We start from the raw sequence: 26499 nt of genomic DNA on the forward strand, positions 1-26499 counted from the left end.
CTCCATGCGCTGGCACGGCACCACATCACCACGGATTATGGGCTTTCGCAGTCGCATTTCTCTGACTGAGCACGGACGGCTCTACCGTGTCCGGCGTTTGCACGCAGAGGCTCGCGAATGCATCGATTCGGCTGGCGGATCTTCGCGTAAGACGTTCACCAAGTTCGATTGCCAGGAGATGCTCCAAGCCACACCAATGAACGAATGTCCGCTTTCAGGCAAAGTTTGAATGTCCGAAAGTGGCGCAAAGGTGCCAGTGTGCCCCAACTCGCTGATGTCCGCTTTCGGGATCTGACGTCGACCGGCTGAACGACCGAGTTGGGGGCGCATTGCAGACCGGCACTTTTGGGGCCGAAAGGAGAACGACCGGTTTGGTGCAGGCTGACCGGTAAAGTGGCCGTTCGCTACCGTCCGATGTCGACCCGTCTTCGAACTTGGCTGCAGTCTTGTTTTCAATAGGACTGACGGTGGAAAGCTTCCTCGGGCGTGGTCATAACACGCTCCCGAATCCGCTGGCAGCGATCGCCGCAAACATCTCGGCCGAAAATTTCCGATATTCTGCGATGTGGTGCGCCATGAACTTGGCAATCAGGATATATCCATCGGCAGGCTCGTAGCAGATTTTGTGCTCGATGTTCTCGGTGGTGCCATCGTCATAGGTATCGGAGGCGTGCCATTCGGAACGGCTCAGGCCCACCGGCAGATCGCTTTCCATCGTCCTGGAGCGTCGGGTATCGTAGCCACGCTTCGGTGTCGCCTGGGGGACCACGACAGGAATGATGACCGTCGAGGTCTTCCCCTTCCCTGACACCAGCCAGCCCGAGACGGGGGCCTGGACGACGAGGCGGTGGACGACTTCGTCGCGGTACTCGCGGAGCTCCTTGAGCCAAGCCGCGTGGGCTTTGACGACGTGGATAACGAGACCGTGATGTGGCTTCGGTTCGAGGCCCTCTAGGGTGTGCATGGAGGGATTGACGATGCCCTTCATGGTGCGACCCGCTGCGATAGCGAGGAAGTCGAGCCCGGACCTGATCGCGGCGAGGAAGGCAGACAACTCGTGGATATATGCTTCCGAGGACCACGTCATTGAGGCCGATGAGGTCACGACGTTCTCGGGATGCTTCTTGGCCGCCGCGGCTTTCGCTCTCTTAGTCGCGTCCGCTTTCGCCGTCTTCAGCATGGTGCTGATGTTGTCGATGTGGTGCTGAGCGGCCTGCTGCTTCCGGTACGAGAACATGAGTTGGGTCTCGTAGAACTCCTTGTCGTCCTGCTTCTTGAAGATGGGGTGGTCGGATGCGATCGGAGCTGCGTCGATCGCCTGGAGCAGTGTCTCCATAGCGTCGGTATAGGTCAGCTTTGGAGAAGGCTTCTTCATCTGTGAACCTGACCGAAGGGTCGCGCAGCGAACGGATCTTGGGGGAGCGCTCGAGTACCGTAAACAATCCTACAACGTTACGGTGTTGTGCCAAGCCTCGAGGGGAACCTCCGCGAAATCGCCGCTTTGAACAGCAGCACGCATGTTCTGACCGGCTTCTCAGAACGGTGTCGGATGCCTATGATCGCCCTATGGCTAAAACGATCGCCATAGACAATGACAAGCTCGTCTTCGACGGCGAGACGATCGCGACTCACGAGTGTCGCGACGGCAAGCACACCGTAACCATCAACTTCAGCTATGCCGTCAACGACGACAGTTGGTTTCAGCCCGTCGTCGATCTCGTGAACGGGCTCAAGCGGCTGCCGGAATACAAGGACGTCGCACCAGAGGTCCTGCTCGTCCTCGAATCTGACGAGGATGCTGTCGAGATCCTGACTGGCGCCTTGCGTCGTCTCGACGAGAAGACCGTCAAAGGCAGCGGCTACAAGTGGCGCTTCCACAAAAACGATGCCGACAACTTCCCGTCACCCCTCCACGGTCACGACTATGAGCGTGGATTGAAAATCGACGCACTCACCGGACGCATATTCGATGCTTCGACAAAGAACCACTGTGAGACTCTGAAATCAAAAGGTCTCGACAAACTGCACCGCGAGCTGAAGGGATCGGCGGACTTCAAAGATAAGCTAGAACAGCTTCTGCCCAAACCGGCCGACAGAACCTGAGCGATTACTCTTCTCGGTAACAACAATTCGAGTTGCACGGACCTCGGGGTCGCGCATCATCGACTGCTATGCCAGCGTGCAGTTCGGAATCCGGCACAACCTCTTCGCCGGCCTTGGCGGCGCTGGCCGCGGACGATCAACTGGCGCTCGTCTACCAGCCGCGGATCGCCCTAAGGTCGGGTGCTTGCGTCGGCCTGAAGGCGCTCCTGCGCTGAACCACCGTCCCTGGGACGTGGCTGCTTCTGTGCACGCGGCCAGCCCAGCTGGGCGGCCGGAATGGCGGCGCGTAGCGGAAATTATCCCGAAGCGGGGCCGGCACCGAACGTGGCGATGGCGTCCAGCTTAAAGGAACGGTATAATAACAGAAAGTGGGGGGCGCGGTGAACTTCGACGATTACGAGCGCTCAGAGTTCAACAGGTACCAAGCCTTTGCCGATACCGTCAGGCAAGTTCTCGAAAACGCGATCGGCGCGGAGGACGGTCTTCCTCGGCCGCAATCGATCCAGGCTCGAGCGAAGACGCCCGCTAGTCTCCGCAAGCGTCTTCAGGAGGCCGGAAATCTCGACGCTCCCGATATCGCTTCCTTGCGTAGGGACCTCGCTGGCGTACGTTTGATTTTCTATACAAACGGCGAAGTCAACCGCTTCATCAATTCCAGCGTCGTGTTCGACAATTTCGACGTAGATCGGAACGCCACCAAAATACACCATCCTGTGGAGGAGAATGGCGAGGTCCGGTACCAGGCAATCCACTACACCGTTTCATTGAATGCAGCTCGCCTGGCCCTGCCGGAGTACCGAGCGTTCGCGGGATTGCGCTGCGAGGTTCAGATTCAGACAATTCTGATTCACGCGTGGGCGGAGACGTCGCACGACATCGTCTACAAGGCAGATGGTCGAGAGGGCTTCGGGAACGAAGCCCTTGAACAGATAAGAAAGCGGTTCAACCGCATCATGGACAAATATCTGGTTCCGGCAGGTTACGAATTTCAACGGGTGCAGCAGGACTACGAGCGCCTTGTAGCCGGCAAGATGTTGTTCGATCAGAACGTTCTCGAATCCTTGAAGAAGGCTGAAGACAACAACCAACGCCACGAACTCCTTCGGTCGCTCGCAGACGATCTTCTTCCTCTATATGACGACGTTCCATCGATCCTCCCGGAGGTTCTGGAAGCGATCGTCGAGGCCAGCGAAAAAGCTCGCGCCACGGCGACGAAGCCGATTGACGGGACGTTCGGATCATTCGCCGGGTATGACGCCGAACAAATCGTCGATGCGGTGATCGACCTTATCGAAGCCCACAAGTACGCGGCGGTCGAACAGTCATTCCTTGCGTTGAAGCGGATCTTTCCTCAGGAATCCGACGAGCGACGTCAAAAACGCATCATAGAAATCGTCGGCCAACTGGCCGGCTATCACCTTGGAGTTTGGGAGCAGGTCGGGCCTGAAGTTCAATACCGGCTGGCGGAATTCGTTGGCGACCCAGCTCTCGTCGAGCGCGACGTCCGCCCGATCATCGTCGAGTTCTGGAAGAGCCTCCTCGACGCCGAAGCGACATCGAGTACATGGTCGGCGAACACCGTTTCGCTGAACTCCGGCGAGGTGCCGGTGAAGGAGGTTCGCGAACTCCGACAGCGCGCTATTTCCGCGCTGTTCACGATGTACGAGAGTGCCGAGACCGATGGCGACCGGCGCGAGATTTTTCATGCCCTGGATAACGCCACGCGATCTGGTCGCAATGGCCCTAGTGCCGAATTCATGCGCGAGAGCCTCACTGACCATCTGCAGATCATCAAGTTTTTCAGCGAGCGAGCCGAAGACATGTCTTACGAGCTGCGTGAGACGATCGAGCACGCGGCGCTCTACTCCTATTACCGCGCATCCGAGCTCGTCGCAGAGAACGACCCCTTTAAGTGCAGAGTTCAGGCGGCAGCTTTGAAAGAGGCAATTCTCGAACTGCGGGAAAGATTGAACAACGACGGGACATACTCCCGGTACAAAATCCTCATAGGATTCGACGGTGTCATGCCGTGGCAGTGGGAAGACAGCGAATCCGATCTTGAACGTGTCGAGTCCTACAGAGATGAGCAGCTCGAATCCATGCTCGCCGAAGTGTCCGCAGAAACGCAGGACTTGTGGCTTGTTTTTCTTGAGCGATGCGCAGCGACCAAATCGAACGACCTGGCGACTTTTCCCCGATTCGCGAGGTTCCTTGAAAGATTGTCTCAAAGGTCGCCAGACATCGCGGAGTTTGTCCTCGAGCATGCAACCGGCGACCTCCTCCGCTTTCTTGCCGCCTTCCTGAACGGTCTTTTCAAGGCCGGAGACCAAACGGTATATGGTCAGATAATCGACAGGTTTTTGCAAATGCCCGGTCACCTCTGGCCGATCGCGGCGCACTGGGGATCTTCTAAGCCCGACGCCCCTCACATCCTGCTCCGGCTCCTAGACCGAGCGATCGAGGATGACGACCGGCCGACCATCGCCGAATGCATGATGTTCGCGATGCGTAACTTTCCAGAAGGAACGCCTCCCCACGAGGAGTTCTTCCGTCCCGCAATCCGATATCTGATCGAAGTCAAGGATTCACGGTGGGTGCGCATCGCCTTCCTTCCGCACTCGACGGCCTTCTTTCGGACCCTGGAGACCGTGGACGCGCTGCTCATTCTCGACAGCCTTCTTGAGGTTCCAGAAGTCGTCTACAATGTCGACCGCGTTCTTTCATATGTTGCCGCAACACACCTCGACCTCGTCTGGGACTATTTCGGACGTCGCCTCGAACATCATGGAAATAGCGTCGAAGGGATGCGCTACGATGCCGTGCCGCACCGGCTTCATCATCTCAACGCACCGCTGGCGTCAGAGCCGGGACTCGCCACAGCGAAAGCTCGCGGATGGTTCGAGACGAACTCCAGATTGTTCAGCTATCGCGGAGGCCGTGTTCTGGCCGCGGCCTTCCCGACGATGACGGAAGCGTTCGCGGACACGCTGCTGGCGGAGATCGCGAAAGGTCGACCGGAGGATGCAAAGTTTGTCGTCGCGGTGATGACGAACTACCACGGGGAAGAGACCACGCATGGCGTTCTAAAGGCCTTGCTCAGAACGTTTCCCGACGACGAGATGGTCGAAGACGGTGTGGCGCGAAGCATTCGCAACACCGGCGTTGTTCACGGTGAATTCGGCTTCGTCGAGACGCTTCGAGCGAAGAAGGCACTGATCCAACCATGGCTGGAAGAAGGCGACGCCGTCGAGAAGTTTGCTGCGGAACAGACGCGCTCCTTGGATCGCTCGATCCTCACCGAGAAACGAAGTGCCGACGCCCGAAAGGCACTGCGCGAAATCGAATTCGACAATGACGAGTGACCGGCTTGATTGCTGGTCGGGGCGGCTGGGTTGTCTTCAATCGGAATCGAACCCAGCCGCCCCGTCCCCTTTCGGCGACTAACATTCCGCCAATGTCCTGGTTCGACCCCGTTATTGCCAGTCGAACCATTTCGCATGATCCCATGCCTGCGCCGCTAGCGAAGATCGCGGCTTCGCCCGTGATCCAGCCAGCCTCGTCCGATGCGACGAAGCTAACGGCCAATGCGAATGCGCGCCCTACTGGATGGATGAATGTCCGCGTTCGAGCACCTTAGCGGATCCCGTCAACGTCCGGAATGGGGGCGCAAAGCGGACGTCGCTGAAAGAGCAGTCGAGGGGCCGCTATCGGTCATCACCCGTCTTTTGCGCCAGAAGCGATGCCGGAGACCGCCATCGAATGGCATTCCATCGCGCCGGGCAAGTCGATCCAGAATGCCTTCGTGGAGAGTTTCAACGGCCGCCTGCGGGATGAGTGCCTCAACGAGCACGCCTTCTCCTCGCTTGCCCGTTAGCCAAGACCTGGATTGCGCACCTCTTGTCCGACACCTTGGGCATTGCCGGTCACCATCGCCACGCGATTCGTAAGGCTGATGGCGTTCCACTGCACTTCACGGCAGTGCCGAACGATGCGTCTGACGCATGCAGGTCCACGCCGTTTCGGAAAATAATCACCGGCTCATGCATGGGCGAAGGTGCGATGGGGGCTGATGAGCCACCACATCCAGATTGGTTGGCAGCGTAAACACAATATCTTGCGTCCACCCTCTTGCATGATCGTTCGTGCATTTGTAGGGTTCACTTTGTCGGCCGCGTATGACGTGCGGCTTCCCTGGCGGGGAAGCTTCATGTCTCGTGTGCTGAGCTGCACACCTCGGATGTGCGGCCTTCCTAAGATGCTAAGGAAGCTGCTCGTTGAGCAGGCGACTCCTCGTTTTGGAGTTGACCGAAATGCACAACATTTCTTCCCCATCCCTCTCTTCTCCCGCCCGCAAGGCGTTGCGGATTCCAGATGCCGCTGACCAGTACGGCATCGGCCGAAGCACGATCTATAACCTCCTCAAGCAGGGCAAGCTGCGGGATGTGAAGATCGCGGGGCGGCGTCTCGTGCTCGCCGAAGACATGGACCGCCTGATCTATGGGGAGGGTTGACCATGCACGCGCCAATGATCTCCCACCTCTATGTTGGCTCTCCCATCGGTCCAAGCGCCCAGCCGATCAACTTCACTGACGTCAACGCTTCGGCGCTTCGGCTCCTGCCCGCCCTGCTGAGCCGGTGGCTCCCGGAGGGCCGCACCGTTGGCGATGAATATGTCGCCCGCAATCCTAAGCGCAATGACCGCTCGCCGGGCTCCTTCAAGGTCCGCCTGCGCGGTGCACGTGCCGGGGCCTGGGCGGATTTCGCCACGGGGGAGACGGGCGGCGACGTCATCAGCCTCGCCGCGTTTCTCGCGGGTGTCTCTCAATCGGAAGCAGCGCGCCGTCTCGCCAAAATGTTGGGAGGGCATAATGACCGCTGACCTTTCCTTCGCACCGCTGACGGAAGCCGAGCACGAGATCGCCGTCAATGTTCCGACCGTTGCGCCGGCAGCGGGTAAGCCGCTGACCATTATGCCGATCCCGGACCAGGCCGAAGATGCGCGCGCGGCAGCAAAGCGCCTGATGCGCGGCATGCCGAACGAGATCTGGACTTACAGGGATGCCGAGGCTCAGCCGCTCTTTCACGTTGTCCGCCGAGACCGCGTGGGGCGCCCCAAGGACATCCGTCCCATGAGCTGGCAACGGAAGGCCGATGGCAGCGAAGGCTATGTCATCGGCCTCCAGGTGCCAAAGCGTCCCCTCTACGGTTTGGACCTTCTCGCGGCGCGGCCCGACGCGGGTGTGCTCATTGTGGAAGGCGAGAAATGCGCGGAAGCCGCGCGTCCCTTGTTCTCCGATCACGTCGTAATCACCTGGTGCGGCGGCGCCAGCGCGACCCGGCGCACCGACTGGAGCCCTCTCTCCGGGCGCAGGCGCGTTACCATTTTTCCAGATGCGGACGAGCCCGGTGATGCTGCGGCGATGGGGCTCATCAACGAGCTCACCTTGGCGGAGGTGGAGACGATCCAGTTGGTGAACGCGCGTGCGGTCGCTGCCATGGCTCCCGAGGGCGGCGAACGCTCAGCTCCGAAGGGCTGGGACATTGCCGATGCCGCCGCCGAATGGCAGGACATTGCCGCTCTGAAGAGCCTGATCGCCCTGCATACGTCTGCCGCCCGGCAGAACAGGCTTATGCGTTCCTTCGGTCGCTTCAAGATGGGCGCCGAGGGCCTGTTTGCCACCGTGGTCCACGGGACAGGTGAAAAGGCCACCGAAGAGGAAGTGCTCGTCTGCGGTCCCTTCGAGATCATCGGCCGGTGCCGTGATCCGGACGGCAATGGTCGGGGACGCTTGGTGCGTTGGCGCGACGAAGATAGCCGCGAGAGGACTGAGATCGTGTTGGACAGCCAGGTTCACGGCGAGCCGCGTCTTCTTTGCCAGCATCTGGCTGACAAGGGTCTGTGGATTGCCACCGGACATGGAGCCGCGTCGCTTCTGGCGGACTATCTCAACCGCACCAAGATCCATGAAACCGCGACCGTGGTCGCGCGGACCGGCTGGCAGCGGGTGCGCGACACCCTGTGTTTTGTTCTTGGTGATCGCACGATCGGCGAGCCGACCGGCGAAAAGGTCATGGCGATCGGCGGTGTCCGGGCTCCAATGGAGATGCGCGGTTCTCTTGAGCAATGGCGCAATGGCGTCGGTCAGCTCGTTACGGGCCATCACCGCCATATGTTCATGGTGTCGGCCGCATTTGCCGGTCCGCTCCTGCATCTGCTGGGGATGGAAGGCGGTGGCATCAATCTTTTCGGCGGCTCCTCCACCGGCAAGAGTACCGCCCTGGCTGCGGCCGCCTCGGTCTACGGCAAGGGGGCGACACCGGGCTTCATCCGCGCCTGGCGCGCCACGACGAACGGGCTGGAGGGGGCAGCGGTCGCACATTGCGACACGTGCCTGCCGCTCGATGAGCTCGGCTTGGGAGACCCGCGCGAAATCTCCTCGGCGACGTATCTGCTCAGCGGCGGCACTGGCAAAACGCGTGCGAGCCACGGCGGCAGCCTGCGACAGCCGGCCGAATGGCGCATCCAGATCCTCTCCACTGGCGAGATGCCGCTTTCAGCCAAACTCGCGGAGGCCAATCAGAAGGTCATGGCCGGTCAGGCCGTGCGATTCCTGGATATCCCAGCGGACGCCGGCAAGGGCTTTGGCTCGTTCGATAATGCAGGATCCGCCGCAAGTGCGAAGGACCTCGCCGACGCTATCAAGGCCGCGGCCCAATCAGCTTATGGATCGGCTGGCCTGTCTTTCATCGACTGCCTGATCGAGGGGGGCACCGACACGGTGACGCGGGAAGCCGCGTCTCAGGTGAAGAAGATCCAGCGCCTCCTGGCCCCGCGGGGTGCAGATGGCCAGGTGCTCCGGGCCGCCGATCGCTTCGCTGTGGTCGCCGTGGCGGGCGAAATGGCCATCGGGTTTGGTATCGCGCCGTGGGAGCAAGGGAGCGCGATTGCGGCGGCGAAGACCTGTTTCGATGCGTGGTTGGACACCCGCGGCGGCACGGAGCCTTACGAGGAACGCGCCGTGGTGTCCCAGGTCTGCGAGCTCATCGAGCGCTTCGGCGATAGCCGTTTTGATCCGCTGGGCTGCGATGTTCCCGAGCGACCGGCTCTCAATCGCCTGGGATTCCGCCGGGAGCACGAGGGGCGGCGGGAATGGCTAATCCCCAAGGAGACGTGGCACGCGGAGGTCATCAAAGGCCATGACCCGCGGCTCGCCGCCAAGACACTGGTGAAGCGCAACATGCTCCGCCGCGGGAGAGACGGAAATACCTGCCATGTGACAGTCGACGGTCGGCCGCGACGCTTTTATGTGCTCACGGATGCTGTGCTTGGTGGAGGTTCCGATGACCTCCCTGAATGACATCTTCTCTGCCGCCTTCGATGGTTTCACTCGCATGACCCGTAGCGATACGGCTTACGCTACGCCTGAGACTGCCGGCCGTTACGCCATTAACGGCTGTTACGCGGTCATGAAGACGGCAGGCACCATCAGCGCCGATAGGCTGGATGCCTTTGAAGAGCGCGCCGCCATCGCCGAGCATGATGGTGGTCTTCCCAGGGCGCATGCAGAAGTGCTCTCGGCCCTCGAAACCTTGGATCTTGGCCCGAACACCGTACGGATCATCGCCAGGGTCGCGCGCCGCCTCGAGCTCCTCGCTCGGACCGGCCATCTCAAGCCAGTGAAACCGGAGTGCAGCTGATGAAGAGCCGATGCCTCACGCCCCGCCAGGAGCGCTTCGTCGACGAGTATCTGGTGGATCTCAACGCCACGCAGGCGGCGATCCGGGCCGGCTACAGCCGCCGCACGGCACGCCAGATCGGCGAGGAAAACCTGTCGAAACCTGACATTGCGGCGGCGGTGTCAAAGCGCCAGGCGCAACGTGCCGCGCGCGTGGAGATCACGATGGATCGCGTCCTTCGGGAGGTGGCCGCAGTTGCGTTTGCGAACGTCAGCGATCTTCTGAACGCTGACGGCACGGTGAAGCCGATCCAGGATTTGTCGCCAAACATCACCGCGGCGATCGCGAACCTTGAGGTCTCGGAAATTCGAGATCCCGACGGGGTGCCGGTCGGATCGGCGAAGAAGCTGCGCCTTGCGGACAAGCTCGGGGCTTTGACCCTTCTCATGCGCCACATGGGCATGCTGAACGACAAGCTGAAGCTCCAAGGCGAGCCGGAAAATCCGCTGACGCTCCTGATCCGATCCGTCCAGGGTACTTCGATCAGGCCGGTGCAGACCATCGACCTGGAACCCGAGGACGCGTGATGCTTCGTCACGTGGGTGCAGCTTTGGGAAGGGGCGCCGTCCAATCAAACCGTTGCCGGTTCCCCTGACGCAATCTCGGGCCAAGGCCACAGAACGAGGGATACCGGAATGCAAGTGCGGGGACAAGTTTGCGGTTGAGCCGATTCAGGTGGCTCGGTCGTTATCTAGCCCCGCAGCGAACACTCCGACTCCTCGGCCGCCACCTCAGCCTATTCAATCATAAGCCGCAGATTGAGATCGAGAACCTGTTGGCGCTTATGATCAAGGAGATTCAGGGCCGCGCACTCAAGCCGGGCCGCATGATCGACCGGCGCCCGGAAGAGCGGTAAGGGAAGATCGTTCTCAAAATTAACCGTGGATGGGAGGGCGATCCGCTCGCTCACGGGCTTGTCACCTGAGGGCCTGCCAATGAACCTGAACGAGGCGGCTGCATGGATGTCGGATTTACTGGTTCCCGCTTAGGGATGAGCGATGAACAGCTGGATGCATTGATCCGGCTGCTGCAGGAGACGAAAGCCTCCACTTTCCATCATGGCTGCGCAATTGGGGCGGATGCGCAGGCCCACCGGGCTGCAGAGAAGCTTGATGGCCTGCAGATCCACCTGCATCGCCCAATCGAAACATTTCAGATGGAAACTGGCCTGAAGGGCGTCGAGTGGCAGCCCAAGCCCTTTCTCAAACGCAATCGACTGCTGGTCAGAAGTGTTCAGATCCTGATTGGCGCACCTCACGGACCCGACGAACATCGCAGTGGAACGTGGAGCACACTCAGATATGCATGTCGGATCGGTCGTCCGATCGCGGTGCTTTGGCCCACGGGCGAGGTGACGAGGCCGATCCTCGCCGGGGCCGCTGGCACCCAATCGATCTCCGGTGTCCCTCATGGCGCGCAGAACATCGACCATGCGTCCATGAGCTCCCGCCTCAGCTCAAGAACGTCCGTTCGACGATAGGCCCGTTCCACGGCTGAACCGACGGAATGCCCCATGGCTTCCTCGATGATCGCGTTGCGGAAGTTGCCCGCCTCCTCCGCCCACACGCGAAACGTCGCCCTGAAACCATGCGGCACGATCGGCCGGTCCTGATCGGGATCGATCCAGCGCTCCTCGCGCGGCGCAACGTTATTCATGCGTCGGATAACCGTGGCCATTGCCATGTTCGACAGGGGTCGGCCCGACGACTGACCCGGAAACACGTAGTCGGAGGTTCCAAGCGGGCGCATTTCCTGAATGATCTCGATCACGCGCGGAGCCAGCGGCACGCGGAAGGGGTCTTTTCGATGGATTCGATCTTTGAGCTTCGCGGGCGGGATCGACCAAACGGCGCCGACCAAGTCTAATTCCCGCCACTCCGCCCTCAAGGCGGTGTCCGTTCTCACGTTCGTCAGGATTAAAAATTCAAGAGCCCGTGCAGATGCTGCGTCGCGCGCCCGCAAAGCCTGCACGAAGGATTTCATTCTCGGGTACGGCAGCGATGGATGCCGCCCTCGGGAGAGCTCCTTGGGTCGCGAGAAGCCCTGTGCCTTCAAGTCAACCCAGTTGGCAGGGTTCTCCAGCATCTGAATGTTGTGCTTGGCCTTCAGCACCACCCGGGCGCGATCAAACACCCGGCGGATCGCTGGATGGAGCTTCCGTGCGACTTCCGGCTTTGCCTCCCACACCGACTTCAGGACCTCGGCCACGTCGAGAGTGGTGATCTCGCGCACCGGCCGGTCGAGAAGCGGTCCGCAGAACACCGGGCCGAGATGGCGGGACCACTGATACTGTACCTTGGCATTCGTTGATTGGGCTTGGGCGTCGGCGATTACCAGCGCCGCGATATCCGCGAAGGTTGGCAGGCGGATAAGAGCCGTTTCCCTCTGCCGCTCCACCTCGCGGCGCGCTTCGATGGGGTCTCTGCCCTCCGCCACCAGCTTGCGCGCTTCGAAAGCCGCATTCCGCGCCTCAGCAAGGGACACGTCGGGATAGGTCCCCAATCCCATCTCTCGCGCTCGTCCCGCCACCATGAAGCGGAAGATCCATTTTTTCGCCCCCGAAGCGGAGACGACAAGCTGGAGTCCGTCCCCATCCCCGAATTTTCCCGCACCGGCCTTCCGAACCTTCAGGTCTGTCAGTTGCCCCATATGATCCCCCCGCCCACAATACAGCCCACAAATCGGCCCACAAAATGGAGCTGGATTGTAGCGAATGCATGCGGACGATCAAGGACCCTGTCTATAGAATATCGTTTATTTTCAAATACTTTTTCGACATCGGCGGCCAGATATGAACCTTAGTTTGGTGCCCTCAACCGGCACCAGCTTCTTCAACGCTTTGCGGGACATGCCGCGCGGCGGAGAGCCCACCTCATCCGAATAGTCCGGATTGCCCGACCCAGCTCAACGGGCGTGAGCGGGATCTTCTACTCGGCGGCCTCTCTTTCGAAGGCGCAATACGTGTTTTGCCCTGCTTTCTTGGCTTGGCACAGAGCTTGATTGGCAGCCCGCAACAAGCCGTGCACACTTACGCAATCTTTCATTGACGCCGTACCCCAGTGGTGTGACAGACCAGCCGGATTATTTCTGAGGGAAGGTTACCAAATACCGGATTTTTTTGACGTCGCAGGCGCTAGGTGGCGCTACGGTGGCGCGGCGTCGGCGCGCCGGCGACCCGACGAGACAGTCCGCACGTCACGACAAGATGTATCTTTCCAAATATTATTTCCCTTCTGATCTTGAGGACTTCTCTTTTGTCTGGAACCCGGACAATAAATTTGATTAATTTTAAGCTCGCTTCTGGCGTAGCTTTCGTACGAATATTTATTTTCGCTTTTGCATTTTTGGGGCTGTTGGCATCAGATTGCCTCGCAGTTGTGCCGAGGGCGGAGGCAGAACCGCTGCTGGCCGAGGAGACCACGCGGGAAATCGCAGCTTATGGGCATTTGGAAGCGCTCTATGATCCTTTAGGGACCATGACCCTTTCAGATGTCAGCGCTCCGAACGCTCAGTTCAGGTTGTTGCCGGGAAATTTCAATGCCGGCTACACGCCCAAGGGGGCCTGGTGGCTACGCCTTTCTATCGTATCGACGCACAACGCGAGTGAGGCCTGGTGGCTGGCCATAACCGCCCCCTACACTGACCTGATCGAGGTATACGGGCCGGACCTCGGGCCGTCGAACCAGATCGAGATCGTCCGGAAGGAAACCGGCAGCCTCGTCCCCGCCGCGCGCCGCGAACTCTTCACCCATGCCTATCTGGCGCAGGTGCACCTCAAGCCGAACGATCGCACGGACATCTACCTACGGTTGTCCGGCACAAGATCCCTGAGCGCAAAGCTCACGCTCTGGCGCCTGCCCGATCTGCTGCAGCATCTCACCATCGGCGTGCTGCTTCTGTCGCTCGCGGTCGGCGCGGCGGGAATCACTTCGGCGGGGGCCCTGATCTTCGGCGCCTGGCTCCGCAGCCCGACCTTCCTTTGGTATGGCGCCTATGCCGGCGCAACCGCCTTGGTCTTCCTCGGCAACAGCGGCTTCGGGTCGGTTCTGCTGAACACCTGGAACCCGGTGCACGTGCTTCGGCTCCAAGGTGTAATCGGCTGCCTCTCCATCATGACGGGCGCCCTCCTGATCCGGTCGATCTTCTGCGTCCCCAGCCGCTCCCGCATCATCACAGGCTTCGTCCTCGGCATGGCCGGTTTCGCCGGCCTTGGCATGGTGGCCTCAGCTTTCGGCTTTTATGGTCAGGTGGCGCCGCCGCTGATCCTCGGCGTCCTCCTGCTGAGCCTGCTGGTTCCGGCCCTCGCGTTCCAGCAATATCTGGAACGCAAGCCGGCTGCGGTGTGGTACCTGGTCGGCTTCGGCAGCTATTCGCTTGCGACCGTCTGGTTCGCGCTTGTGGCGCTGGGTTTCGCACCCCTGACGCAATTCTCCGAATGGGGTTACCAGACCATCGGCGTGCTGCACATGGGCGCCATCTTCGCTGGGCTCGCCTCGGCGATGCGCGCCGGCTCGCGTGAGCGAAGGCGGCTGGAGGCCCGGTTGCTCGTGGCCTCCCAGCGCAACGAGCGACAGCTTGAACGTGCTGTGGCGGAGCGCACCGTTGCCCTGAACGCGGAGATCGAGGCCCGACGGCGGGCCGAGACGGCCTTGCACAAGGCGCTCAAGGAGCAGCGCAATTTTCTGGTCATGGTCAGTCACGAATTCCGCACCCCACTCTCGACCATGCGCCTAGCGGTGGCGATCATCGAACGCGGACTCGCCTCGACCGAGGAACGGCTCCGCAACGAGGCCCGCAAGATTTCTCGCGCCGCCCTGCGGCTGTCGAACCTGATCGATACCTTCCTTGCGGAAGAATGGCTCGACAAGACCGCCATGCAGATACAGCGAAAACCCGTGGATCTCGCCCTCCTGCTCCGTGAAGTCAGCAGCGAACAGGCATCGAACGCATCCAGGGCCATTGCGGTCACCACCAGCGCCGTCGCCGTGATCGAAGCGGACCCGGTTCTGCTTCGCGCCGCAGTCGAAAATGTGATCGGCAACGCCCTCAAACATACCGAGGGCAACGTGCTGGTCTCCCTGCACACCGCCCCGGACGGGATTTCCCTGCAGGTCGAAGACCAGGGCGAGGGTATCCCGGCCACGGAACGCGAGGAAATCTTCGAGCGTTATTTTCGCTCCTCGGCCGCCGGAGCGCGTCCGGGCGCGGGCATCGGACTTTATCTCGCCAAGCAGATCGTCGATCTGCACGGCGGACGGATCACCCTATCGGCGGCGCCGGCCGGCGGAAGCATCTTCGAGATCTGGCTGCCCGTCCGCATGCCCGCGGAAGCGCCCCAACGCGCGCACACCAAGTGACGAGGCGACGATGGCAATCCATGTCCTGATCATCGAAGATGACGGCGACCTGCGCGACAGTCTGGAGACCTATCTCACCGGCGCCGGCTTCAAGGTGCGCGGCATCCGGGATGCACGCCATCTCGAACGCGAGATGGCCTCACGGCCTGCGGACGTCATCATCCTCGACGTGAATCTCCCCGGCCTCAGCGGCTTCGAGACAGCGGAAAAGCTGCGCGAGCGCATGAACGTGGGGATCATCATCCTTACCGGCCGCGCGCAGCGGGAAGATCGTCTCCAAGGCCTGTCCGTAGGCGCGGACCATTATGTGACGAAGCCCGCGGACCCGGAGGAACTGGAGTTGCTGATACGCAACCTGCACCGGCGCCTCAGCGGCCGCTCGGACCTGCCCGCGCCCGAGCGCCCCGCGCCTGGCCAATGGGTGTTCCTGACCGCCCGCTGGAGCCTGATCTCCCCGGCGGGCGCCGTGGTTTCGCTCTCGGCCGCTGAACACCACCTGCTGGACCAGCTCACCGCGCGCGCCGGCGAGTCCGTGCCGCGCGCGCAGCTGCTCGTGGATGCCAAACGATATTCGCCCGACGCTCTCGGACGCAGCCTGGACCTCGTGGTCTTCCGGCTTCGTCGGAAAGTGGAAGTTGAGGCAGGCGATGCCTTGCCGATCGCGTCCGCGCGCGGCATCGGTTACGTCTTCACCCAGGCGGTCGTGCGGGAGGATTGAGATCCTCCCAGTGCGCATCGCCTCAAGCGCAGATCCGGATCGCGCGACGCAGCGCCGGTTGGGCTTGGACCCAAACTGCCCTCGCGGGCCGCGGGCCAGATTTGTTCCTCAGGGACCTGACAATCCCGGTCCTGCCCCGGCACGGAAAATGGACCGGCTTGCCTTGACCAAAATGCGGTCTCGCGCGCGCCGATCCACGAACGGAAACGTCCGTGGTCCTCGCCTGCCAACCCGGCCGCTCACCGCCAAGTGCCTGAATTTTCAGCCACACCTTTGCATAATTTTATTTGTTCTAATTCTATTATTTATCTTCGATCATAAGTTAATCCGTAAATGAAATGAGATTGTTATGTATTCTTTCGTGCGCAACGAGAATTGTTCGGACCGCTAGAATATGAATTCATAATTGACTCTCTACGAAATCCATCAATATTAAACGCTGTTTAGTGTGTCCGGGCTCCGGAACGCCGACTGCGCGGTTTCCGCGCATGATGGTCATCATGCCTCGCAGAGTTGTATTTTTGACGCAGACCTTTCTCGCTAGCGGGCCTTCACGGTTTTTCGCTCTTTCTGCCGGCGTCGGCCCGCGAGCTTTCGATCGTCTTATCGGGCGGCCTGATCGTCATTCCGCGTGCAGCGCCCCAACTCGGCTGCAGGCCGTGACGCGGTGGCCGGCGGCCGTTTCATATCGGCCCCGCCGACCCTGACTGCGCGTTCGCCATCGGCAAGCCAGCCACCGGCACCGGACCCTGGTAGCCGTGAATGGCGGACACATCTTTCTGACCGCGCGAGGCGGGCAGGTTCAGGTCTCCGGCAAGCTTTCCGCTTCGCGCGGGACAAGCTCCGGAACCACGGCCGGCGGAGACATTGGAGCGTCCGATAAGGCCGCCTCAATGTCCGGCACGGCCTCCGCGGCGGGTCGGGGCGCCGCGGGCGGCACGCTGGTGGTGACGGGGGACACCATCAGCGTGACCGCGGGGGCGCCGCGCGACGCGAATTGCCCCCGGCAAAGCGGGTCGTCATCGACACGCCTACGCTCCAGATCAGCCACGGGAGCTGGCATCCGCGCTCACGCGCCCGCCTTCGCTCGCAGCGCCGATATGGTCAGAGTGGGCGAGAGCACGTCGGGATCGAGCATCAGCTCCAGGATCGCACTGCGGCCGCAGGCGAGCGCGCGGTCGAGCGCGGGCTCGAATTCCTCCGTCCGCTCCACCCGCTCGCCATATGCGCCGAAGGCGCGGGCATATTGGACGAAATCGGGATTGGCCAGGGTGGTGGCGCTGACCCGGCGCGGATATTCGCGCTCCTGGTGCATGCGGATGGTGCCGTACATGCCGTTATTGACCAGCAGCACGACGATCGCCGCATCCTCCTTCATGGCCGTGGCCAATTCCTGTCCGGTCATGAGGAAATCGCCGTCGCCGACAAAGGCGACCACCGTGCGGTCAGGAAACTGCAGCTTTGCCGCCACCGCCGCCGGCAGGCCATAGCCCATGGAGCCGGAGGTGGGCGCCAGCATGGTGCCAAACCCGCAATATCGGTGGAAGCGGTTGGGCCAGATGGCGAAATTCCCCGCGCCATTGGCCAGAATGGCATCCGCCGGCAGCCGCGCCCGCAGCACCTCCATCACCGCGCCCATCTGCAGCGCGCCAGGAATGGCCGGCGGCGTGGTCCAGGCAAGGAAGGAGCTGCGCAAAGCTTCGCGCGCGCCGGCCCATGGGCGCGCAACCGGCGCCTCCAGAGCCTTCAGGCGCGCGAAGCTGGACGTGGCATTGGCCACATAGGCCAGGTCCGGCTGGTAGATGCGGCCAAGCTCGGCGGGCTCGGCATGGATTTGGATCAGATTTTGCGCCGGGTCGGGAATGGCCAGCAGGCCATAGCCCGCGCTCGTCACCTCGCCGAACCGTGCGCCGACCGCGAGGATCAAATCTGCCCCGCGCACGGCCGCCACCAGGTCTGGATTGGGCCCGAGGCCGAGATTGCCGACATAATTGGGATGGGCGTTATCAATATAATCGTTGCAGCGGAACGCGGCGATCAGCGGCAGATCCCAGGCCTGCGCGAAAGCGCCGGCATCCGCGCTCGCCGCCTGCGACCAGCCGCCCCCGCCGACGATGACAACCGGGCGCTGCGCGGCAGCAAGGGCGCCACCGATCTCCTGTGCATCCTCGGGTGCAAGATGCGCCTGCGCCGCCCGATAGGGGCGCGCCGCCTGCGGTTCCACGCCATCCATCAGCATGTCCTCGGGCAGGGCCAGCACCACAGGACCGGGACGGCCGGCAGTCGCGGTGTGGAAGGCCCGGCTGACCAATTCGGGAATCCGCGCGCCGTCCTCAATCTGCGCCGCCCATTTGGCAAGCGGGCCGAACATGGCGGAATAATCCACCTCCTGAAACGCCCCGCGCCCGGTGGCGGCACGCTCGATCTGGCCGATGAACAAGATCAGCGGCGTCGAATCCTGATGGGCCACATGTACGCCGGCGCTGGCATTTGTAGCGCCGGGGCCGCGCGTCACGAAGGCGATGCCGGGCCGTCCCGTAAGCTTGCCATAGGCTTCCGCCATCATGGCCGCACCGCCCTCCTGCCGGCAGGTGACGACCGCGATCTGCGGCACATCCACCAAGGCGTCGAGCACTGCGAGATAGCTCTCGCCGGGAACGCAGAAAATGCGGTCCACCCCGTGCAGCGCGAGTTGCGCGACGAGCAGGCGGGCGCCGGTGAAGGGAGCATTCTCGGCAGATGGCATGGACAAACTTCGCTTTGGGGCGCCCGGCGGGCGTCGGAGGGGCAACCACGGCCACGACGGGCCGCGCGGGGGACCGGCCCCGGGCGAATGCAGCCAATCCTAGCCGATTCAGGGTGCCACGGGCGAGCCTCCCAGCCAGCCGGCCCGCGCACAGGGCCGTGTGCGGCCGATAGGTCAAGCTTTTTCACTTTTCCTGCCTCGCAAGCTCAGCTAATCGAAGCATGGGGTGCGCCGCGCGAGCGGCACGCGGGGACGACGTGGGAAGGACGGCATCGGGTTTTTTTGCGTGACGGAGCAATGGCCCGGAAGCGCAATCTTAACCCTGTCTTGCCAGTCTCTGCCCGCTGAGCTCCTTGGGGGCGCGAAGAAAGAGGTCGGCATGATGCCAAAATTGTTTAAGACCCTGGCGCTGACCGCCCTGCTTCAGGTCGGTGCCTTCGCTTTCGGTTCCTATGCCATGGCGCAGTCCACACCGGTGCCCCAGAGGGGCGTACCGGGTGCGATGCTCGATATCGGCGACCAGCCCGGCCTCGTCCCGCCCGCCGACGACGAGGTGGACATGGACCCGGCCTACCGCCGCCAGCCGGTCTATTTCCGCACCACCGAGCCGGCGGGAACCATCATCATCAGCACCGACGACAAGTTCCTCTATTTGGTGGAAGGCAACAATCGGGCGCTGCGGTACGGCATCGGCGTCGGCCGCGACGGCTTCACCTGGAAAGGCCTCGTCACGGTGGTGCGCAAGGCGGAATGGCCGGATTGGACCCCTCCTGCGGAGATGATCCAGCGCCAGCCCTACCTGCCGCGCTTCATGGCCGGCGGCCCTGGTAATCCCATGGGCGCTCGCGCGCTCTATCTCGGCGGCACGGTCTATCGCATCCACGGCACCAACCAGCCCGACACCATCGGCTACGCTGTCTCGTCCGGCTGCTTCCGGCTGGTGAACAGCGAGATCATCGACCTCTACAGCCGCGTGCCCGTGGGCACCAAGGTCATCGTGCGCCAGGCTGTCACGCTCTGAGCGCCGCATAAAAGGCCGCCGCATCCGCGGCGGCTCCTTCTTCCAATCACCTCAATGGGGCGGGATTCATGAAGACACTCCTGGCGTTGCTGACCGGCGCCGTCGTGGCGCTGTCGGCGCACGGCGCGAGCGCGCAGACGCTCAAGGCGGTCAAGGATCGTGGCGAGCTGGTGTGCGGCGTGAGCCGTGGCCTGCCGGGCTTCTCCAATCCGGATTCCACCGGCAAGTGGAGCGGCTTCGACGCGGACTTGTGCCGCGGCATCGCGGCGGCCGTGCTGAACGATCCGTCCAAAGTGAAGTTCGTGCCCCTGAACGCCGAAGAGCGCTTCCCCGCGCTTAAGGACGGCAAGGTGGACGTGCTCTCGCGCAATTCCACCTGGACCTTGCAGCGCGAAGGCGAACTCGGCCTGCTGTTCGGCCCCATCACCTATTATGACGGCCAGGGCTTTATGGTGCGCACGGCGCGCAAGGTCACCTCGGCGCTCGAACTGGACAATTCCAAGGTCTGCGTCCAGGCCGGCACCACCGCCGCCGCCTATGCGACCGATTATTTCGCCGCGAACAACATGAAGCTCGAGCTGGTCAGCCTGCCGTCCTCGGACGAACTGGTGAAGGCCTATGAGAGCGGCAAGTGCGATACCATCACCACCGACGTGTCGCAGCTCTATTCGCTGCGCCTCGTCCTGGCGAAGCCCGGTGACCATATCGTTCTGCCCGACGTCATCTCCAAGGAGCCGCTCGGCCCGGTGGTGCGCCAGGGCGACGATCAGTGGTTCAACGTGGTGAAATGGACCCATTACGCCATGCTGAACGCCGAGGAACTGGGCGTGAACAGCGGCAATCTCGATCAGGCCTTGAAGTCCGAGAAGCCGGACGTGAAGCGTCTCGTCGGCACCGACGGCAATTATGGCGAGCAGATCGGGCTGACCAAGGACTTCGCTGTGCGCATCGTCAAGGCGGTGGGCAATTACGGTGAAGTGTTTGAGCGCAACGTCGGCGCCGGGTCCAAGCTGGGCATCCCCCGTGGCATCAACCAGCTCTGGAGCACCGGCGGCATCCAATACGCCCCGCCCGTGCGCTGATCCCACCTCTCCCCGTCGGGGAGAGGGGGAACTCCTGCGCTGGGGGCGAGAAGCGGTTTCAGCCTTGCCGCCGGATCTGTCTGTCTCAGGTTCCCCTTGGCCCCCTCCGGCCCCACCTCTCCGGTCCCACCTCTCCCCGCCGGGGAGAGTCGACCGCGCAGCGGACGGGTGAGGGGGTGGGCACTGAAACGTGAGCGGCGGAGCGCCCCGCCGTCGTCGACCTGGATCGCTCCGCCTTCTAGTCTCCGCCAGAATTCACGGAGACCCCTCATGGCCGACCTCTCCCGTCGTACGCTCCTCGCCGCCGCTGCTGCCTCTGCCGCCGCGAGCGTCACCGGTGTTTTACCGGCCTCAGCCGCAGCGCCCCTGGCCAACAGCCAAATGCCGAGCGCTTATCGCTACAAGGTCGGGGCCTTCGAGGTCACCGCCATCAGCGACGGCGCGCGGACCATGCCGCTCTCAGACAGCTTCGTGCGCAACCAGCCGCGCGATGCGGTAAACGCCGCGCTGAAGGCTGCCTTTCTCACCGAAAATCAGATCACCATCCCATTCACGGCGCTGGTGGTGAACACCGGCTCGAAACTGATCCTGATCGACACCGGCAACGGCCCGGCCCAGGGCACGGTCGGTCAGCTCCAGGCCAATCTGAAGGCCGCCGGCATCGACCCCGCCGCGCTCGACACGGTGGTGATCTCCCATTTCCACGGCGACCATATCAACGGCCTGCTCACAGCCGAAGGCAAGCCGGCCTTCCCCGCCGCACAGGTGTTGGTGCCCCAGGCAGAATGGGCGTTTTGGACCGACGACGGCATCATGAGTCGCGCACCGGAGGCCTCGAAGGGCGCGTTTCAGAATGTGCGCCGGGTGTTCGGCGGCCTCGGCGCGACGCCCGAGCAATATGCCTGGGACAAGGAAATCCTCCCCGGCCTCACCAGCGTGGAAACCGCCGGCCACACGCCGGGCCACACCTCGTTCGTGCTCGCCTCGGGCGATGCCGCGCTGTTCGTCCAGTCGGACGTTACGAACATCCCAGCCCTGTTTATGCGCAATCCCACCTGGCACGTCATGTTCGACATGGATCCCGCGAAGGCGCAGCAGGCGCGCGTGCGCACCTATGACCGCCTCTCGGCCGACCGGATGATGGTGGCGGGCTTTCATTTTCCCTTCCCAGGTGCCGCCCATGTGGAGAAGGATGGCGCCCACTTCCGCTACGTGCCCGTGGCCTGGAGCCCGGTGCTCTGAGGCCTGCCCTTGCGGCCGCGACAAACAGGACCGCGCCCCGCCTCGACAAGCGTTGCGCAGACCGATACGAAAGGCGCGGGTGCCCTGGTGGCGCCGGGAAGAAGGGGTCGCCGCGCGACCGTCCGGATGAGCGAGCCCAGCCGACGCCTCGATAAAATCGCCTTCGTGGCCAGCGAGACCACGGAGGCCCAGGCTGCCCGCGCGCGGCTGATCCTACGCTATGGCGACGTGGCAGGGGAAGACGCCGACGTGATCGTCGCGCTCGGCGGCGATGGGCTGATGCTCCAGACCATGCATGCCTTCCGCGACCGCGGCGTACCGATCTACGGCATGCATCGCGGCTCGGTCGGCTTCCTCATGAATACTTATCGCGAGGACGCCCTGCGCGAGCGCCTCGCGGCCGCCCAGCACGTGGTCATTCATCCTCTCATCATGGAGGCGGTGGACCGTTCCGGCATGCGGCACCAGGCGCCGGCCATCAATGAGGTCGCCCTACTGCGCCAGACCTATCAGGCCGCCAAGCTGCGCGTTTCCATCGATGGCAAGGTGCGGCTGGAGGAATTGATCTGCGACGGCATGATCGTCGCAACGCCGGCGGGCTCGACCGCCTACAATCTTTCCGCCCACGGGCCGATCCTGCCCCTGAGCACGGCCCTGCTTGCCATCACCCCCATCTCGCCCTTCCGCCCGCGCCGCTGGCGTGGCGCTTTAGTGCCGGACAAGGCGCGCATCGACATTGTCGTGCTTGAGCCGGAAAAGCGGCCGGTGAGCGCGGTTGCCGATCATCACGAGGTGCGCGACATCGTGAGCGTCTCCGCGCGGCTCGACGCGACCTCGTCCATGGACATGCTGTTCGATCCCGACCACAGCTTGGACGAGCGCATCCTGCGCGAGCAATTCGTGTATTGACCTTGACCACCGCGCCCCGGCGCGGACCGAGCTGCGAGTGAGATGGTCTTTTCCTCCGTTACATTCCTCTATTATTTCCTGCCCGCGTTCCTCGTCTGCTATTTCGCAACGCCGGGCGTCCGGGCGAGGAACTTCGTGCTGTTGGCCTTCTCCCTGGTGTTTTACGCCTGGGGCGGCCTGTTCAACCTGCTGGTGCTGGCCGTTTCCATGCTGGGCAATTTCGCCCTTGCACAGGTGCTCGGTGCGCGTCCGCCGGGCAAGCGGCTGTCCATGCTGGCGCTTGCCGTGGCGCTCAATCTCGCCGGGCTGATTGCCTTCAAATACGCCGGCTTCCTTGCAGAAAACCTGAACGTCGTGCTGGAGCCGCTCGGGGTTTCCGTACCGGTGGTTCACCTCGCACTGCCGCTCGGCATCTCCTTCTTCACCTTCCACGCCATCTCCTACCTCGTCGACGTGTATCGCGGGCGCGCCCGCGCCAACGGCCGGCTGGAGGAGATCGCGGTCTACATCACCATGTTCCCGCAGCTCGTGGCGGGACCGATCGTGCGTTATTCCACCATCGCGCATCGCATCCGTGAACGCCGCACCACGGTCGGACGAATTTCGGCGGGCCTGCGCATCTTCGTCATCGGCCTGTCCTGGAAAGTGCTGATCGCCGACGAGGTCGCACCGCTCGCGACCATGGTGTTCGACCAGACCAACGCGCCTAACTTCTTCACCGCCTGGATCGGCGTGCTCGCATACGCCTTGCAGATCTATTTCGACTTCGGCGGCTATTCCAACATGGCCATCGGCCTCGCGCTCGCCATGGGACTGAATTTTCCGCGCAATTTCCGCCTGCCCTATGGCGCGATGTCGATCACCGACTTCTGGCGCAAATGGCACATGAGCCTGTCGAGCTGGTTCCGCGACTATGTCTACATCCCGCTCGGCGGCAACCGACACGGCCACCTGCACACCGCGCTCAATCTTTGGACTGTGTTCCTGCTCTGCGGGCTCTGGCACGGGGCGAGCTGGACCTTCGTGATCTGGGGCGCGCATCACGGCGCCTTCCTGGTACTGGAGCGCACCCGTTTCGGCAAAGCCCTCGCCGCTGCGCCCAAGCTGGTGAACCACCTCTATGTCCTCCTGGTGGTGCTGTTCGGATGGGTCTGGTTCCGCGCCCTGGGGCTGCCGCAGGCCATGGACATCTTCGCCGGCATGGTGGGGCTGAACGGCTTCGGGCCACTGGCGCCGGGCCTGCTGGTGGCCCTGCAGCCGCTGACGATCGCGGTGATGATCCTCGCTTGGCCGCTGGCGCTTTACGGACTGCCCACCTTGCCGGCCGGTCCCCTCTCGCCGAGGATGCGGCGGCTGATATACGGTGCCTGCGACAGCCTCATCATGCTGGTGTTGTTCGTGCTCTGTTTCATCACGGTCGGGGCGTCGAACTATAGCCCCTTCCTCTATTTCCGGTTTTAGCGGCATGCCTCTTCTGCTCGCCTATCGCCGCTGGTGGTGTTTCTTCTTCATGGCGGTGCTGACACTGCCAACGCTGGGGCTGGTGCTCCCAGACCTGCCCGGCCCGGTGCGCCTGATGACCGCTCCGGCGGAACATTGGTGGGTGCACGCCACCGAGCGGCTCGACCCCTTCATCAACGGCCGGTACGGCTTTCGCGGGATCGTGATGGCGGGGAATGCCAGCTATCTCCGGGCGATGAAATCCACCCGCGAGCGGCCGGTGCTGCTGGGCGAGGGCGGGCAGATGTTCTTCACCGGCGAACAGACCCTGGAGCAGTCTCTGGGCCGGGTGTTCCGCATCAAGCCCATGAGCGAACTGGCGAGCATGCTGGGCCGGCTCGATGCCGCCTTGAAGGCGCAAGGCGCGACCCTGGTGGTCGCCTCCCCGCCCAATGCCGCGACCGTGCTGCCGGAAAAACTGCCCGCCTGGGCGCGCGGACAGATGACCCATCCGACCGAACTTGACTACCTGACCACGCAGATGACGAAGCGTGGCGTCCCCTATGTGGACCTCCGCACGGTCCTTATGGCAGCGAAGGCGGAAGGGCCGGTGTTTCGCCGCACCGACACCCATTGGAACCAGCGCAGTTCCGTGCTTGCCTTCAATGCCGTGATGGCGGCGGCGGGCCGGCCGAACCTTGAGATCGCCCCGCAGAGTGCCATCGGCCCGCTACAGGATGCCCCCTCCGGCGATCTTGCCCGCTATCTCGGCGAAGCGAATCCGGTCGGCGACAAGGATTATGGCGAGATCGCCTCCAATCCCAAGCCGGTCCTCACCCCGCTGAAGGGCCTGATGCCGACGCGCCCGGCCGACGACCCGTTCCAGCCCTACGCCTATTCTACCGGACATGACGGGCCGAGCATTCTCGTGATCGGCGATTCCTTCTCGCAGCATTATTGGCCGCGCCTGCTGGAGCGCGTGGCGAGCCGCTTCGCCTGGATGCACCATAGCGCCTGCAAGTTCGAATGGCCGGCTGTGGAGCGCTTCAAGCCCGATCTGGTGATCTATATGGTCACCGAGCGATCCCTGCCCTGCCGTGGCCAGCCCATCGGCCTGCCGCCGCGCTGAGCGATCAGCGCATTTCCAGCAGCGCCGCCGCGCCATCGCGGCCGGCGCCGAGATGGAATGCGATCTCACCAACGTCGAACTCCGCGCGGTCGAGAAAGGCGCGCCAGCCGGCGAGATCGACGCCATAAGGGTTGTCGCGCAAAAGCTGCACCTTCACGAAGGGAAACCCCTGCGTGATCAGATCGCGCCAGCCCTGGTGCAACTGGTTCTCGCCCTGCACTCCACCCGGAGCTGCGGGAAACAGAATCTCCACATCGAGCCCGGCCTGTTCCAGCACCGCGCGCTGGGCGACTTCGTATTCGCGGATGATCTGCAGCTTGTCGCCGAGCGAGCGCACTTCGCCCCAGAACGCGCGGGCTGCGGGATGTGCAAGAGCCGCTGCCTTGTAGAGGAAAAGATAGCTCTGGAAATGGCGGGCAAGCTCCGTGCTCTCGGTCAGCGCGACCACGCCCGCCGGATTGGTCCGCATCCGCCCCAGCGTCGCCGCCAGCGCCGGGGCGGCATGATAGACGCTGTCATTGGCGAACAGAACCTCGGGTGCCGCCCATACCTCCGGGAGATAGCGCAGCGCGGCGGCCCAGGCGGCGAAATCATAGCCGTGATTCTCCCGCGTCACGACCGCATCCGCCACTTCCGGCCCCGGGTCGAGGCAATCGAGATCCGGCCGGTCCGTGGCGACGATCAGCACCACCTGAAAGCCATGGGCCTTAAAATCCGCGCAGAGGCGCAATGTGTGGTTGAACGGGCGCCCGTCGGCCGCCGCCGTCACGAGCAGGCAGACCGGTCCCCCCGACAGGGACGCCGACGGCAACCGCACAGCGCGGAACGCCGGGCCGAGCACGTCGCTATCCTCTTGCACCGGCGCATCAGAGGGCGTGGAGAGGAGGCGCAGCGCCTTGCGGATACGGCGCAAGGGATTGGCCCGCGCGCTTATATCGAGCGAAGCGATGAGAAGCTGCTTGGATGCTTCCATGCGGGCCTTGAAGGACACCATGCGCCAGCTCCCTTGACGTTT

General features: G+C 62.9%; 22 protein-coding genes and 1 pseudogene. 17 read left to right on the forward strand and 6 right to left on the reverse strand.

The features are described from left to right. The coding region (locus tag V5F77_RS19500; protein ID WP_429007010.1) for a hypothetical protein at positions 1-229 on the forward strand (229 nt) is incomplete at its 5' end. 261 nt (positions 230-490) lie between these two features. Here the strand turns inward: V5F77_RS19500 and V5F77_RS19505 are convergent. Next, positions 491-1375 (reverse strand): hypothetical protein, encoded by an 885-nt coding sequence (locus tag V5F77_RS19505; protein ID WP_429007011.1) that lies wholly within the window; start codon positions 1373-1375, stop codon positions 491-493. A gap of 191 nt (positions 1376-1566) precedes the next feature. Here V5F77_RS19505 and V5F77_RS19510 point away from each other — a divergent pair, with 191 nt between their 5' ends. The 8 genes and pseudogenes from V5F77_RS19510 (at position 1567) to V5F77_RS19545 (ending at position 10367) form a co-directional block, all read left to right on the forward strand. Further along, entirely contained in the window at positions 1567-2103 is a 537-nt protein-coding gene (locus V5F77_RS19510) for a hypothetical protein (protein ID WP_429007012.1), read from the forward strand. A gap of 380 nt (positions 2104-2483) precedes the next feature. After that, entirely contained in the window at positions 2484-5465 is a 2982-nt protein-coding gene (locus V5F77_RS19515) for a hypothetical protein (RefSeq protein ID WP_429007013.1), read from the forward strand. 389 nt (positions 5466-5854) lie between these two features. Beyond that, a pseudogene (locus V5F77_RS19520) lies at positions 5855-5971 on the forward strand (integrase core domain-containing protein); the annotation flags it as partial. 442 nt (positions 5972-6413) lie between these two features. After that, positions 6414-6614 carry a helix-turn-helix domain-containing protein gene (locus V5F77_RS19525; RefSeq protein ID WP_429007014.1) on the forward strand — a complete coding sequence of 67 codons (201 nt, stop codon included), beginning with the start codon at positions 6414-6416 and terminating at the stop codon, positions 6612-6614. 2 nt (positions 6615-6616) lie between these two features. Next, positions 6617-6982 carry a hypothetical protein gene (locus V5F77_RS19530; protein WP_429007015.1) on the forward strand — a complete coding sequence of 122 codons (366 nt, stop codon included), beginning with the start codon at positions 6617-6619 and terminating at the stop codon, positions 6980-6982. A gap of 91 nt (positions 6983-7073) precedes the next feature. Beyond that, positions 7074-9461 carry a DUF927 domain-containing protein gene (locus V5F77_RS19535; protein ID WP_429007016.1) on the forward strand — a complete coding sequence of 796 codons (2388 nt, stop codon included), beginning with the start codon at positions 7074-7076 and terminating at the stop codon, positions 9459-9461. Continuing rightward, the gene (locus V5F77_RS19540) at positions 9445-9801 is read left to right on the forward strand and encodes a hypothetical protein (protein ID WP_429007017.1); all 357 of its coding nucleotides are present in this window, start codon (positions 9445-9447) and stop codon (positions 9799-9801) included. The genes V5F77_RS19535 and V5F77_RS19540 overlap by 17 nt, the downstream gene beginning before the upstream one ends. Further along, a complete protein-coding gene (locus V5F77_RS19545) occupies positions 9801-10367 on the forward strand; it encodes a terminase small subunit (protein ID WP_429007018.1) in 567 nt (188 codons plus the stop codon). The genes V5F77_RS19540 and V5F77_RS19545 overlap by 1 nt, the downstream gene beginning before the upstream one ends. A 209-nt stretch (positions 10368-10576) precedes the next feature. On the opposite strand, the gene V5F77_RS19550 is transcribed toward V5F77_RS19545, so the two are convergent. From V5F77_RS19550 to V5F77_RS19560, 3 genes are all read right to left on the reverse strand, one after another. After that, a complete protein-coding gene (locus tag V5F77_RS19550) occupies positions 10577-10750 on the reverse strand; it encodes a hypothetical protein (RefSeq protein WP_429007019.1) in 174 nt (57 codons plus the stop codon). Between the two features lie 75 nt (positions 10751-10825). Continuing rightward, positions 10826-11272, reverse strand: coding sequence for a hypothetical protein (locus V5F77_RS19555; RefSeq protein WP_429007020.1), 447 nt, complete (start codon positions 11270-11272; stop codon positions 10826-10828). Further along, complete coding sequence (locus V5F77_RS19560; protein ID WP_429007021.1) at positions 11248-12489, reverse strand: tyrosine-type recombinase/integrase; 1242 nt, start codon at positions 12487-12489, stop codon at positions 11248-11250. Before V5F77_RS19560 ends, V5F77_RS19555 begins: the two co-directional genes overlap by 25 nt. A gap of 728 nt (positions 12490-13217) precedes the next feature. Here V5F77_RS19560 and V5F77_RS19565 point away from each other — a divergent pair. Further along, positions 13218-15197, forward strand: a complete 1980-nt coding sequence (locus V5F77_RS19565) for a sensor histidine kinase (RefSeq protein WP_429007074.1) — start codon at positions 13218-13220, stop codon at positions 15195-15197. A gap of 10 nt (positions 15198-15207) precedes the next feature. Beyond that, on the forward strand, positions 15208-15915 hold the full coding sequence (locus V5F77_RS19570; protein ID WP_429007022.1) for a response regulator transcription factor: 708 nt from the start codon (positions 15208-15210) through the stop codon (positions 15913-15915). A 1069-nt stretch (positions 15916-16984) separates the two neighbouring features. Here V5F77_RS19570 and V5F77_RS19575 read toward each other — a convergent pair. Next, positions 16985-18661 carry a thiamine pyrophosphate-binding protein gene (locus V5F77_RS19575; RefSeq protein ID WP_429007023.1) on the reverse strand — a complete coding sequence of 559 codons (1677 nt, stop codon included), beginning with the start codon at positions 18659-18661 and terminating at the stop codon, positions 16985-16987. 457 nt (positions 18662-19118) lie between these two features. Between V5F77_RS19575 and V5F77_RS19580 the strand changes: the two genes are divergently transcribed. The 6 genes from V5F77_RS19580 (at position 19119) to V5F77_RS19605 (ending at position 25484) form a co-directional block, all read left to right on the forward strand. Next, the gene (locus tag V5F77_RS19580) at positions 19119-19682 is read left to right on the forward strand and encodes a L,D-transpeptidase (protein WP_429007075.1); all 564 of its coding nucleotides are present in this window, start codon (positions 19119-19121) and stop codon (positions 19680-19682) included. Positions 19683-19750: 68 nt separating this feature from the next. Further along, a complete protein-coding gene (locus tag V5F77_RS19585; RefSeq protein ID WP_429007024.1) occupies positions 19751-20764 on the forward strand; it encodes an amino acid ABC transporter substrate-binding protein in 1014 nt (337 codons plus the stop codon). 270 nt (positions 20765-21034) lie between these two features. After that, on the forward strand, positions 21035-22006 hold the full coding sequence (locus tag V5F77_RS19590) for an MBL fold metallo-hydrolase (RefSeq protein WP_429007025.1): 972 nt from the start codon (positions 21035-21037) through the stop codon (positions 22004-22006). Between the two features lie 126 nt (positions 22007-22132). Further along, a complete protein-coding gene (locus V5F77_RS19595) occupies positions 22133-22915 on the forward strand; it encodes an NAD kinase (RefSeq protein ID WP_429007026.1) in 783 nt (260 codons plus the stop codon). A gap of 42 nt (positions 22916-22957) precedes the next feature. Beyond that, positions 22958-24376: an MBOAT family O-acyltransferase gene (locus V5F77_RS19600; protein WP_429007027.1), complete on the forward strand. Its 1419-nt coding sequence runs from the start codon at positions 22958-22960 to the stop codon at positions 24374-24376. 4 nt (positions 24377-24380) lie between these two features. Then, positions 24381-25484: an alginate O-acetyltransferase AlgX-related protein gene (locus tag V5F77_RS19605; RefSeq protein WP_429007028.1), complete on the forward strand. Its 1104-nt coding sequence runs from the start codon at positions 24381-24383 to the stop codon at positions 25482-25484. Between the two features lie 4 nt (positions 25485-25488). On the opposite strand, the gene V5F77_RS19610 is transcribed toward V5F77_RS19605, so the two are convergent. Then, positions 25489-26478 carry a rhamnan synthesis F family protein gene (locus V5F77_RS19610; protein WP_429007029.1) on the reverse strand — a complete coding sequence of 330 codons (990 nt, stop codon included), beginning with the start codon at positions 26476-26478 and terminating at the stop codon, positions 25489-25491. Positions 26479-26499 lie beyond the last annotated feature (21 nt).

The organism is Roseixanthobacter psychrophilus (assembly GCF_043195195.1).
Taxonomy (GTDB): Bacteria; Pseudomonadota; Alphaproteobacteria; order Rhizobiales; family Xanthobacteraceae; genus NCEH01.

Bases quoted from the DNA above. Each gene is read 5' to 3' on its own strand.
- V5F77_RS19505 (WP_429007011.1), bottom strand. From the start codon at position 1,375: ATGAAGAAGCCTTCTCCAAAGCTGACCTATACCGACGCTATGGAGACA.
- V5F77_RS19510 (WP_429007012.1), top strand. From the start codon at position 1,567: ATGGCTAAAACGATCGCCATAGACAATGACAAGCTCGTCTTCGACGGC.
- V5F77_RS19525 (WP_429007014.1), top strand. From the start codon at position 6,414: ATGCACAACATTTCTTCCCCATCCCTCTCTTCTCCCGCCCGCAAGGCG.
- V5F77_RS19530 (WP_429007015.1), top strand. From the start codon at position 6,617: ATGCACGCGCCAATGATCTCCCACCTCTATGTTGGCTCTCCCATCGGT.
- V5F77_RS19535 (WP_429007016.1), top strand. From the start codon at position 7,074: ATGCCGATCCCGGACCAGGCCGAAGATGCGCGCGCGGCAGCAAAGCGC.
- V5F77_RS19540 (WP_429007017.1), top strand. From the start codon at position 9,445: ATGACCTCCCTGAATGACATCTTCTCTGCCGCCTTCGATGGTTTCACT.
- V5F77_RS19545 (WP_429007018.1), top strand. From the start codon at position 9,801: ATGAAGAGCCGATGCCTCACGCCCCGCCAGGAGCGCTTCGTCGACGAG.
- V5F77_RS19555 (WP_429007020.1), bottom strand. From the start codon at position 11,272: ATGGTCGATGTTCTGCGCGCCATGAGGGACACCGGAGATCGATTGGGT.
- V5F77_RS19560 (WP_429007021.1), bottom strand. From the start codon at position 12,489: ATGGGGCAACTGACAGACCTGAAGGTTCGGAAGGCCGGTGCGGGAAAA.
- V5F77_RS19570 (WP_429007022.1), top strand. From the start codon at position 15,208: ATGGCAATCCATGTCCTGATCATCGAAGATGACGGCGACCTGCGCGAC.
- V5F77_RS19575 (WP_429007023.1), bottom strand. From the start codon at position 18,661: ATGCCATCTGCCGAGAATGCTCCCTTCACCGGCGCCCGCCTGCTCGTC.
- V5F77_RS19580 (WP_429007075.1), top strand. From the start codon at position 19,119: ATGGCGCAGTCCACACCGGTGCCCCAGAGGGGCGTACCGGGTGCGATG.
- V5F77_RS19585 (WP_429007024.1), top strand. From the start codon at position 19,751: ATGAAGACACTCCTGGCGTTGCTGACCGGCGCCGTCGTGGCGCTGTCG.
- V5F77_RS19590 (WP_429007025.1), top strand. From the start codon at position 21,035: ATGGCCGACCTCTCCCGTCGTACGCTCCTCGCCGCCGCTGCTGCCTCT.
- V5F77_RS19595 (WP_429007026.1), top strand. From the start codon at position 22,133: ATGAGCGAGCCCAGCCGACGCCTCGATAAAATCGCCTTCGTGGCCAGC.
- V5F77_RS19600 (WP_429007027.1), top strand. From the start codon at position 22,958: ATGGTCTTTTCCTCCGTTACATTCCTCTATTATTTCCTGCCCGCGTTC.
- V5F77_RS19605 (WP_429007028.1), top strand. From the start codon at position 24,381: ATGCCTCTTCTGCTCGCCTATCGCCGCTGGTGGTGTTTCTTCTTCATG.
- V5F77_RS19610 (WP_429007029.1), bottom strand. From the start codon at position 26,478: ATGGTGTCCTTCAAGGCCCGCATGGAAGCATCCAAGCAGCTTCTCATC.